Origin of the sequence: Pontibaca salina, assembly GCF_016307205.1 — a bacterium.
Taxonomy (GTDB): Bacteria; Pseudomonadota; Alphaproteobacteria; order Rhodobacterales; family Rhodobacteraceae; genus Pontibaca; species Pontibaca salina.
Map to the genome: position 1 here is coordinate 259,166 of NZ_JAEIJD010000003.1, position 10,687 is coordinate 269,852.

Below are 10,687 nucleotides of genomic sequence, written 5' to 3' on the forward strand. Positions count from 1 at the left end.
TCTGGACGCGGTCCATATACCCTTCAATGATTAGGAGACAGCCATGAGCAACGACAGTTTCCCCGGCTGGCACGGGACCACGATCATCGGTGTGCGCAAGGGCGGCAAGGTGGTGATCGCCGGCGACGGGCAAGTGTCGCTGGGCCAGACCGTCATCAAGGGGACCGCGCGCAAGGTGCGCCGGCTCAGCCCCGGCGGACATGATGTGTTAGCCGGATTTGCCGGTTCGACCGCCGACGCCTTTGCACTGCTGGAACGTCTGGAGGCCAAACTGGAAGCCTCACCGGGGCAACTTCAACGGGCAGCCGTTGAACTGGCCAAGGATTGGCGCACCGACAAATATCTGCAAAAGCTTGAGGCAATGCTGATCGTTTCCGACGGTGTCGAGCTTTATGTCATCACCGGTGCGGGCGACGTGCTGGAACCCGAACATGACGTCACCGCCATCGGATCGGGCGGCAATTTCGCACTGGCCGCAGCGCGTGCGATGATGGACAGTGACCGCGACGCCGAAACCATCGCCCGCGAGGCGATGGCAATTGCCGCCGACATTTGCGTTTATACCAATGGCAATTTGACGGTCGAGACGATCTCGAAATGACAGAACACTATGCCTGCCCGCTGAAAGGACGCGATATATGACCGATCTCACCCCCCGCAAAATCGTCTCGGAACTCGACCGGTTCATCATCGGGCAAAAAGACGCGAAACGCGCCGTGGCTGTGGCGCTGCGCAACCGCTGGCGGCGCAAGCAATTGTCCGACGACCTGCGTGACGAGGTGTATCCAAAGAACATCTTGATGATCGGCCCGACCGGCGTCGGAAAAACCGAGATCTCCCGGCGTCTGGCGAAACTGGCCCGCGCGCCATTCATCAAGATCGAGGCGACCAAGTTCACCGAGGTTGGTTATGTCGGACGCGACGTTGAACAGATCATTCGCGATCTGGCTGACAGCGCCATCGCCCAAACCCGCGAATATATGCGCGAAGATGTCAAATCACGCGCCCATGACGCCGCTCAGGAACGGGTGATTACGGCCATTGCCGGCGAAGACGCCCGCGACGGCACGCGTGAAATGTTCCGTAGAAAGCTGAAAGCGGGCCAACTGGACGACACAATAATCGAACTGGACCTGGCGGATACATCCAGCCCGTTTCCGACGATGGAGATTCCCGGCCAGCCCGGCGCCAATATGGGCATGATGAATCTTGGCGATATTTTCGGCAAGGCTTTCGGCGGACGCACCCAGCGGCGCAGCATGACGGTGGCCGAAAGCTATGACATCTTGATCGGGGAAGAGGCTGACAAACTTCTGGACGACGAAACCGTTACCCGCACCGCGCTGGAATCGGTTGAGCAAAACGGCATCGTGTTTCTGGACGAGATCGACAAGGTTTGCGCCCGCGCCGAAGCGCGGGGGGGCGATGTCAGCCGTGAAGGCGTGCAACGCGACCTGCTGCCACTGATCGAGGGCACCACAGTTTCGACCAAACATGGACCGGTCAAGACCGATCACATCCTGTTCATCGCCTCGGGCGCGTTCCATATTGCCAAACCATCGGACCTGCTGCCGGAATTGCAGGGCCGTCTGCCGATCCGTGTCGAATTGCGCCCGCTTACCGAAGCAGATTTCGTGCGCATTCTGACCGAAACCGACAACGCTCTGACGCGGCAATATTCGGCATTGATGGGCACCGAGCAGGTGTCCGTCAACTTTACCGACAATGGGATCGCAGCACTGGCCAAGATCGCTGCCGACGTCAATCAAAGCGTCGAGAATATCGGCGCGCGGCGGCTTTATACGGTGATGGAGCGGGTATTTGAGGAACTGTCCTTTACCGCCCCTGATCGCGGTGGCGAGAATATCACGATTGATGCAGAATTTGTGGATGCCAATCTGGGCGAACTGTTGAAATCGACGGATATGAGCCGTTACGTCCTGTGACGGTGTCAGGCGTTATTTGCGTTTGCGCAGGTAAACATAATAAGCGCCTTCGCCGCCATGGCTGATATGGGCCGGAGTGACCTGAAGCACCGCCTGTGACAAGGGCGGCATGGCCAGCCATTGCGGCACCTGATGTTTGAGAATGCCGCGTGGCGTTGGAATCGGTCCGTGATCGGCACTTCTGCGTCCTTTGCCGGTAATCACCAGCACCAGACGTTTGCCCCGGGATTGCGCGGTCAGAATGAACCCTGTCAACGCCGGATGGGCGCGGTCGAGCGTCATGCCGTGTAAATCAATGCGCGCATCGGGCGCGGTCTTGCCGCGCTTCATGCGAAGATGAGCCTTGCGGTCCATCCGGACCGGCGCACCGTTTAACTGGTCGGGCAGGGGCGCGCGCAAATCATATCTCGGGACCGCGCGCGCCGGGCTATAGCAAACCCGTTCGGGAGCAACGGGCTCAATGCGTGGCTTGGCTTTGGCCGGTCGTGCTTTGGGATGCGGGGCAGGGACCGACGCCGCCTTGGCCTTTGGGTGCAACCGTTCAGCCTGATTGGCAATACGATTCCACAGGTCCAGTTCTTCTGAGGTCAGGCGACGGCGGCTGGTCATTGAAAATCATCTATCGAACTGCGCCGTCACGCATCCGTGGCGACCAAACGCCAGTTAGGATCCGACGCGCCCATTACGCGGGCAAATGTCCATGTGTCTTTCTGGCGTTTGATCGCCGACGAGCTTCCCTCGATGATCTTGCCATCTGCATCACGCACCACCGAGGTCAGTTCACCGATAAACCGCATGGTGATTTCGGCAAGGTTGGTGTCCTTGTGGAATTCGACATCGCGGATCGCGGTTTCGCGAACGCCGACAAATTCGGATTCGATCTGCAGACCCTGATCCTCGCGCGCGGCGACGACTTCGACAAAGGAGTCGAACACATCCTCGCTCAGCAGCGGCTGGAGATTATCCAGTTCACCATGTTCAAAGCCCATGACAATCATTTCATAGGCCCCGCGCGCACCCTGCACAAATTCGGTCACCGAGAACGATGGCTCGACCCGTTTCATTTCGGCGAACGCCTGAGCCTGCGGACTATCTTCGATGACATGATCGGTGATGTCACGATCAGGCCCGCCTTCGATCACTTCAAGATCGGGCCGGGAAGCGCGCGCTGTTTGTTCCGGCGCAGCGGGCTTTTCAAACCCCTCACGTGTGCCCAGCACGTTTCGCAACCGCAGAATCAAAAAGATCGCGATGCCGGCCAGAACCAGAAGCTGGATGATGGGCGAGTTCATTTTTACCTCATGATACGCGCGGGCTTTGTAACGGAACCCCTGTGCCACTATGTAGGTGACCGATGGGGCCAAGTCCACCATCCAGAGCAACGGAAAGGACGCTCATGTTATATCTGTTTCTGGCGTTTGTGCTGGTTCCGATTCTGGAAATTGCATTGTTCATACAAGTTGGCGGCGTGATCGGTCTGTGGCCAACGCTGGCAATCGTGGTGCTGACCGCGTTCGCCGGCACCTGGTTGGTGCGCAGTCAGGGCCAGCAAGAAATGAACCGGCTGCGCAAGTCCCTGTCTGACCTGAACGACCCGACCGAGCCATTGGCCCATGGTGCAATGGTGTTGCTGGCTGGTGTGCTATTGCTGACCCCGGGGTTTTTTACCGATGCCATCGGTCTGTTGCTGCTGATGCCACCGGTGCGGGTGGCCGTATTCCGCTGGTTGCGGGCGCGTATGGTCGTCACCCGATTCGAGATGGGGCCAAATCCGAAGGCGCGGCAAAATGCGCCTGACAATGGCAATGGTCGCGCCGAAGTGATCGACGGTGATTACGAAGTTGTGAACCCCAAACGTGAGCCCGATTCACCGCCTTCGGGGTGGGTAAAAGGGCCCGAGCGCCATTGAGCAGGATGCCGCGAACTGATAAGTCACTGCAACGCCCAGTTTGTAAGGAATGAGACATGACCGAAAACGGTGCAGACGCTGAAAAAACGGCGCAACCGCCTCAACAGCCGCAGATGCGGATCCTTGGCCAGTTCGTACGCGATCTGTCGTTTGAAAACATCATGGCGCAAAAGGGCACATCGGGAGAGGTACAGCCCGATGTCAGCGTTCAGGTCAATCTCGACGCGAAAAAGCGGCCGACCGACAATCAGTATGAGGTGACGATCAAGCTGAACGTCGAATCCAAGGCGAAAGAGGGTGGCGAAACCCTGTTTTTGCTGGAAGTCGATTATACCGGTGTCTTCCAGCTTGAGAACGTCCCCGAGGAACAGCTGCATCCGTTCCTTCTGATCGAATGCCCACGCATGTTGTTCCCCTTCCTGCGCCGCATCGTCAGCGATGTGACCCGCGATGGCGGCTATCCACCGCTGAATCTGGAAAATATCGATTTCCTACATCTCTATCGCAACGAGCTGGCACGCCGTAAGAGCCAAAGCGGTGAGCGCGCCGACGCCTGAGGCATTACCAGAGGGAATTTTCCCCGAGCTTTTCCACAAAGGCGGCATGTGCCGCCTTTTCGGCCTCGGTGATCCGCGGGCGCAGCGGCTCCGGACGGGGCTTGGGCCGCCAGGAACCGCTATTATCGGCACCTTGATCTGCATGCGAAGTCGACAGCACCAGACCGGGTTGGCGGCCGCCGATCAATTCCAGATATACCTCGGCTAAAATTTCTGAGTCGAGCAACGCTCCGTGCAATGTGCGCGCCGAGTTATCGATTCCAAACCGACGGCACAGGGCATCAAGCGAGGCCGGCGAACCGGGAAATCGTTTGCGCGCGATCTCCAACGTGTCGAGCGCCTGTTCCATCGGCAAAGTCGGCAGATTCATCCATTCCAGTTCGGCATTCAGGAATTTCATGTCGAACGCAGCGTTGTGGATGACCAGTTTCGCATCGGCGACGAAATCCAGAAATTTCTGTCCGACTTCGGCAAATTTCGGTTGGTTGCGCAAAAAATCATCGCCCAGCCCATGCACCTTGAACGCCTCTTCAGGCATAGGACGTTCGGGGTTTATGTAAACATGGAACGTATTGCCTGTGGCGACGTGGTTGTTCAGCTCGATACAGCCGATTTCAACGATCCGGTCGCCCGCAAACGGATCGAACCCGGTGGTTTCAGTATCAAGAACGATCTCACGCATTGTCTATCTGCCTTCGTATGTCCTGGACTATGTCCTGCACCTGCTGACGGGCATGATCCAACGTGTCCGTCACGATCACATAATCCGAAAGGGCGCATTTTTTGTCATTTGGCATCTGATTGTCGCGAACATGCTCGAATTGCGCAAAGGTCATCGTGCCCCGCGCCATGACGCGCTGTTTCTGTATGTCGGGCGGCACCGAGACACAAGCAACCGCGTCCATCGAAGCCTCACCGCCGGTTTCGAACAAAAGCGGAATATCGAAAACCAGAATATCGGCTTGCGCGGTTTCGCGGAAAGCGGCGCGGTCCTGTGCAACCAGCGGATGGACAATGGATTCGATACATTGCAACGCACTGCCATCGTCGGAAATGATTTCTTTCAATACGGCACGGCTGACCACGCCATCCTGCACAGCATCGGGAAAAACGGCCTGTATCGGTGCGACTGCAGCACCGCCTTGAGCATACAGTCGATGCACCGCGGCATCGGCATCCCACACTGCGCAACCTTGCTCGGCAAATAGTCCGGCGGTGGTGCTTTTGCCCATGCCTATGGACCCCGTCAAACCCAGATGAAACATCACCCAAGCGCTGCCGCACGGGTCGCAGCGTCTACTTCGGGACGGACACCGAACCAGCGCTCGAATGCCGGAACCGCCTGATGCAGCAGCATGCCAAGCCCATCAACGGTGGTGGCACCGGCCTGCTCTGCCACTTTCAAAAGCCGGGTCTGCAATGGCGCATAGACCAAATCGGTGACCACATGATGCTTGTCCAGCCCATCCAGCGGCACCCTCAGTTCGGATTGGCCGACCATGCCCAATGATGTTGTATTCACGATCAAACTCGCGTCGTCGATGATATTGCCGGCTTGGACCCAATCCACGACACGCACGCGGTTGCCGAACTCCTCTTGCAAGCTTGCGGCCCGTGCCATGGTACGATTGGTCAGCAGAATTTCTGGCACACCGGCATCAGACAGCGACGCAAGCACCGCCCGCGCCGCACCGCCCGCGCCCAGCACCACCGCCGGGCCAGCCTCGGGTTGCCAATTCGGCGCACCGCGACGCAAATTCTCGATAAACCCGTACCCGTCGGTGTTGTCTGCATGAATTTTGCCATCTGGGCGAAACGTCAATGTATTCGCCGCCCCGATCAGCGCGGCGTGATCGGTAATGTCATCCGCGATTGCCAACACCGCCTCTTTATGGGGAATAGTTACGTTCACACCGGCAAATCCCATGCGGGGCAGGGTGCGGATTACCCCTTCCAGATCATCCTGCGACACATCCATGGGGATGTAATAGCCCGCGAGCCCATAGGTTTTGAGCCAGTGCAGATGGATATGCGGCGATCGGGAATGAGCAATCGGTGATCCGATGACGCCTGCCAGTGGAATCCGCCCGTTCGTCATTGTTCGATAACACCTTTCGTCGCCAGAAAATTCAGTATTTCCAACAATGGCATACCCAAAACATGAAAGTAATCCCCTTCGATCCGACTGAACAGTCGCACGCCTTCCTCTTCTAACTTATAGGCGCCAACAGAACTTCGTATGCTGTCCCAGTTCCGCGCAACATAATCGTCGATATAGTCGTCTGACGCGGCACGCATCCGCAAGCGCACTTGCCCGATATGCCGCCAGATCGGCTGCCCGTTCTGGCAAATCACCGCAGCGGAGAGCAGTTTGTGGTCGTGTCCGCGCAAATTCCGCAGCTGCGTGACCGCCTGTTTCGGGGTTTCTGGTTTGGATAGAAGCTTGCCCTTGAAATCCAAAAGCTGATCGCACCCGAGAACCAGCGACTCGGGGTGCTTATTGCTGACGCGGCGCGCCTTCGCTTCGGCAAGCGCATCGGCAATGTCGCGCGGCGGCACATGCTCGGCCAGCATGGCTGCTTTCATGGTTTGTTCATCTATACGGGCTATCTGTACTTGGAACGGCACCGCCGCATTCGCCAACAACTGCGCCCGGATCGAGGAGCCAGAGGCAAGGATAAGTGGGATAACCATGTGCAAAACCACGTGTGTAAGACCGGCGGGCAACCGGGAATAATTTCATGAGTTCGTCTGGCCGCCGCAAGACGGGGGAAAACCCTGCCTCCCCAAGCTGTCCCAGCAAAGTTATACAATGGGGGCAAGGATAAGTTCAAACCATGGGATAAGTATGACCCACCACCCTTGTACACACTTTATCCACAGGCTTAATCTAGAACTTAAACCTATAAATACTTGTTTTAGAACGACTATATTACTTACCCTGATTCAATGTTAAATTTCAGCCATATTTTTCCACATGGGCATATCCAGCGGCATAACACCAAAATCAACAGTCTTCCCCAGCCCCACCACATCAACTTCCTTTTTAAATATAATTATTAAGGTTAAGAGGCCCCTGACAGAGCATGGGGCGATCATGGACGGGCTTCTTAGTTTTTTTTATCCTTGGACCAAGGCAATCCATATCATGGCGGTGATCGCGTGGATGGCCGGGTTGTTCTATCTTCCCCGTTTGTTCGTGCATCACGTAGAACAGGGCAAACACACCGCAGGGTTGAACCCGATTTTTGTCATGATGGAAAAAAAGCTGCTTCGGGTAATCATGAACCCGTCAATGATCGCCACGTGGATCTTCGGCCTCGCGCTCGTATTCACTCCGGGCATTGTCGATTGGAGCATGGCCTGGCCTTGGGTCAAGGCGGGCGGTGTTGTCGGTATGACCGGGTTTCACATGTGGCTGGCTGCGCGTCGCAAAGACCTAGCATCGGGAAATAATCGCCTCACCGGCCGCCAGTACCGTATCATGAACGAAATACCGACGGTTTTTATGATTTTCATCGTCGTGGCGGTTGTGGTCAAATTCTGAAGCTGATTGACTCGTTCCCTGGTGTGGTTTACGGACACGTCTGATACGTTCGTCCGGGCGTTGGACCTTCCCATTTTGCAATTATCGCATCCTCGCAGTCCGGGATGCTAGAGGGCCGTGCAAACATGACTGTCGAAACCGCTGAAATTGTCGAAACCCTGAATCTTGCTGATCTCAAGGCACAACGCCCCAAAGCGTTGTTGGCAATGGCTGAAGAACTTGAGATTGAGAACGCCTCGACCATGCGCAAGGGCGAGATGATGTTCCAGATTCTGCGCGAACGTGCGGATGACGGCTGGGAAATATCCGGTGACGGCGTGCTTGAGGTCTTGCAGGATGGGTTTGGGTTTCTGCGCTCTCCGGAAGCCAATTACCTTCCCGGTCCAGACGATATTTACGTCTCGCCTGAGATGATTCGGCAGCATTCTCTGCGAACCGGAGACACGATCGAAGGGGTGATAAAGTCGCCCGATGACAATGAGCGCTACTTTGCGCTGACTGATGTTACGCAGATTAATTTTGAACCACCGGAAAAAGCACGGCACAAGATAGCGTTTGATAACCTCACGCCTCTTTACCCAGACGAGAGACTGAACCTCGAACTGGACGACCCGTCAATTAAAGATAAGACTGCTCGGATTATTGATCTGGTCGCGCCGATCGGTAAAGGTCAGAGATCGCTGATCGTCGCCCCTCCGCGGACCGGTAAGACGGTGATATTGCAGAATATCGCCCATTCAATCGAGCAAAACCACCCGGAATGTTATTTGATCGTTCTGTTGATCGATGAACGCCCCGAAGAAGTGACCGACATGCAACGCTCGGTCAAAGGGGAGGTCGTTTCGTCGACCTTTGACGAACCAGCGACGCGACATGTTGCGGTCAGTGAAATGGTGATCGAAAAAGCCAAAAGACTGGTTGAACATAAACGAGATGTGGTAATCCTCCTGGACTCGATTACGAGACTTGGTAGGGCGTTTAACACGGTCGTTCCGTCTTCGGGTAAGGTTCTCACTGGCGGCGTCGATGCAAATGCACTGCAGCGACCAAAGAGATTTTTCGGTGCTGCGCGCAACATCGAAGAGGGCGGCTCACTAACGATCATTGCCACAGCGCTGATCGACACCGGCAGCCGCATGGACGAGGTGATTTTCGAAGAGTTCAAGGGTACCGGTAACTCTGAGCTGGTTCTGGACCGAAAAATCGCTGATAAGCGCGTGTTCCCGGCTATCGATATTCTGAAATCGGGAACCCGGAAAGAGGAACTGCTGGTGGACAAGGCGGATTTGCAGAAAACTTTTGTACTGCGCCGTATCCTTAACCCAATGGGGACGACAGACGCGATCGAGTTCCTGCTGTCCAAATTAAAGCAGACCAAATCCAACGCCGAGTTCTTCGATTCGATGAATACCTGAGGGCATCAGGGATATGCGAGGGTGACATGGATACAATTTACGCTTTGGCCAGTGCAGCTGGCAAGGCGGGTATTTCCGTCATCCGTTTGTCCGGTCCGGCAGCGTTCGATGCCACACGAGAATTGGCCGGCAGCGGCCTGACCGAACGTGGTATGGCGCTACGGGGTTTGCGGAATTCGGATGGAGTCCTTCTTGATCAGGCATTGGTGCTGACATTTCCCGGCCCAAACAGCTTTACTGGCGAGGACGTTGCAGAATTTCAGGTGCACGGAAGCGTTGCGGTTATTGATTCTGTTCTGCATAGTTTGAGTAAAATCAATGACTTACGCCCTGCTGAAGCGGGGGAATTTACACGGCGTGCCTTGGAGAATGGCCGGCTTGATCTGGCTCAGGTCGAAGGGCTTGCGGATCTGATCGATGCCGAAACTGAGCAGCAACGCATCCAGGCTCAGAATGTTTTTGTCGGCAAGCTTGGTAATCTCGCAGAGCAATGGCGGATTTCACTTATTCGCGCCGCTTCACTGATTGAGGCGACCATTGATTTTGCTGATGAGGATGTGCCGGTCGACGTTTCACCTGAAGTAAATGAGCTATTGGACGCGGTCCACTCTGACCTGCAAACCCAGATTAATGGAAGCCGGATATCTGAACGTATTCGCGATGGTTTTGAAATTGCAATCGTGGGTCCGCCCAATGTGGGGAAATCTACGCTGCTGAATGCACTCGCGGGGCGCGAAGCAGCATTGACCTCCGAACATGCAGGGACAACCCGTGACGTGATCGAAGTGCGAATGAATTTGGCGGGTTTGCCAGTTACCTTTCTTGATACCGCCGGGTTGCGCGAAACCACCGACACCGTGGAAGGAATGGGCATTGCTTTAGCCCGTAAACGGGCAGAACAGGCGGACCTACGGGTATTTCTGTCCGAAAACGGCGATAAACTGGAAATAACAGCGCAAGAGGATGATATAATTGTCCGACCCAAAGCGGATCTTAGGAGACAAAAGGAACAAGCCGTATCTGGGGTGACAGGTGAGGGCCTGAACGAGTTGATCGATGGGATCACAGAGGTTTTGCGGAATCGAACAGCAAGTGCCGGATTGGCAACGCGAGAGCGTCATCGGACGGCGATGATCCGCGCCGACCAAGCGCTGCTGACGGCTCAAGACGAGGTCTCGAAAGGCCCTGAACGATACGATATAGCTGCAGAGGAGTTGCGTCAGGGGATTCGTGCCTTAGAATCACTAGTGGGGCGCGTAGATGTCGAAAACTTTCTGGATGAGATCTTTGCAAGTTTTTGCGTCGGAAAATAA

General features: G+C 55.8%; 13 protein-coding genes. 7 read left to right on the top strand and 6 right to left on the bottom strand.

Going from position 1 to position 10,687, the window contains the following annotated elements:
- Positions 1 to 43 precede the first annotated feature (43 nt).
- Both hslV and hslU read left to right on the top strand, forming a co-directional pair.
- On the top strand, positions 44 to 601 hold the full coding sequence (gene hslV / locus JAO82_RS06240; RefSeq protein ID WP_198685498.1) for an ATP-dependent protease subunit HslV: 558 nt from the start codon (positions 44 to 46) through the stop codon (positions 599 to 601).
- Between the two features lie 37 nt (positions 602 to 638).
- Positions 639 to 1,946, top strand: a complete 1,308-nt coding sequence (hslU, locus tag JAO82_RS06245) for an ATP-dependent protease ATPase subunit HslU (protein WP_198685499.1) — start codon at positions 639 to 641, stop codon at positions 1,944 to 1,946.
- 12 nt (positions 1,947 to 1,958) lie between these two features.
- On the opposite strand, the gene JAO82_RS06250 is transcribed toward hslU, so the two are convergent.
- Positions 1,959 to 2,555, bottom strand: coding sequence for a Smr/MutS family protein (locus tag JAO82_RS06250; protein ID WP_198685500.1), 597 nt, complete (start codon positions 2,553 to 2,555; stop codon positions 1,959 to 1,961).
- A gap of 26 nt (positions 2,556 to 2,581) precedes the next feature.
- The gene (locus JAO82_RS06255; protein ID WP_198685501.1) at positions 2,582 to 3,238 is read right to left on the bottom strand and encodes a Tim44/TimA family putative adaptor protein; all 657 of its coding nucleotides are present in this window, start codon (positions 3,236 to 3,238) and stop codon (positions 2,582 to 2,584) included.
- 104 nt (positions 3,239 to 3,342) lie between these two features.
- On the opposite strand from JAO82_RS06255, the gene JAO82_RS06260 reads away from it, so the two are divergent.
- Together JAO82_RS06260 and secB are read left to right on the top strand one after the other, a co-directional pair.
- Positions 3,343 to 3,855, top strand: coding sequence for an FxsA family protein (locus tag JAO82_RS06260; protein ID WP_198685502.1), 513 nt, complete (start codon positions 3,343 to 3,345; stop codon positions 3,853 to 3,855).
- Between the two features lie 56 nt (positions 3,856 to 3,911).
- Positions 3,912 to 4,412 (top strand): protein-export chaperone SecB, encoded by a 501-nt coding sequence (gene secB / locus JAO82_RS06265; protein ID WP_198685503.1) that lies wholly within the window; start codon positions 3,912 to 3,914, stop codon positions 4,410 to 4,412.
- A 4-nt stretch (positions 4,413 to 4,416) separates the two neighbouring features.
- Here the strand turns inward: secB and dnaQ are convergent, their stop codons facing one another.
- From dnaQ to JAO82_RS06285, 4 genes are read right to left on the bottom strand one after another with little or no spacing between them, the layout of a single operon-like run.
- Entirely contained in the window at positions 4,417 to 5,094 is a 678-nt protein-coding gene (gene dnaQ, locus JAO82_RS06270) for a DNA polymerase III subunit epsilon (RefSeq protein ID WP_198685504.1), read from the bottom strand.
- The gene (coaE, locus tag JAO82_RS06275) at positions 5,087 to 5,677 is read right to left on the bottom strand and encodes a dephospho-CoA kinase (protein WP_198685505.1); all 591 of its coding nucleotides are present in this window, start codon (positions 5,675 to 5,677) and stop codon (positions 5,087 to 5,089) included. The genes dnaQ and coaE overlap by 8 nt, the downstream gene beginning before the upstream one ends.
- Entirely contained in the window at positions 5,677 to 6,510 is an 834-nt protein-coding gene (locus tag JAO82_RS06280) for a shikimate dehydrogenase (RefSeq protein WP_198685506.1), read from the bottom strand. Before JAO82_RS06280 ends, coaE begins: the two co-directional genes overlap by 1 nt.
- Positions 6,507 to 7,106 carry a Maf family protein gene (locus JAO82_RS06285; protein WP_198685555.1) on the bottom strand — a complete coding sequence of 200 codons (600 nt, stop codon included), beginning with the start codon at positions 7,104 to 7,106 and terminating at the stop codon, positions 6,507 to 6,509. Before JAO82_RS06285 ends, JAO82_RS06280 begins: the two co-directional genes overlap by 4 nt.
- Positions 7,107 to 7,509: 403 nt before the next feature.
- Between JAO82_RS06285 and JAO82_RS06290 the strand changes: the two genes are divergently transcribed.
- From JAO82_RS06290 to mnmE, 3 genes are all read left to right on the top strand, one after another.
- Positions 7,510 to 7,959, top strand: coding sequence for a CopD family protein (locus JAO82_RS06290; RefSeq protein ID WP_198685556.1), 450 nt, complete (start codon positions 7,510 to 7,512; stop codon positions 7,957 to 7,959).
- A 125-nt stretch (positions 7,960 to 8,084) separates the two neighbouring features.
- Positions 8,085 to 9,374, top strand: coding sequence for a transcription termination factor Rho (gene rho / locus JAO82_RS06295; RefSeq protein ID WP_198685507.1), 1,290 nt, complete (start codon positions 8,085 to 8,087; stop codon positions 9,372 to 9,374).
- 26 nt (positions 9,375 to 9,400) lie between these two features.
- Positions 9,401 to 10,687, top strand: coding sequence for a tRNA uridine-5-carboxymethylaminomethyl(34) synthesis GTPase MnmE (mnmE, locus tag JAO82_RS06300; protein ID WP_198685508.1), 1,287 nt, complete (start codon positions 9,401 to 9,403; stop codon positions 10,685 to 10,687).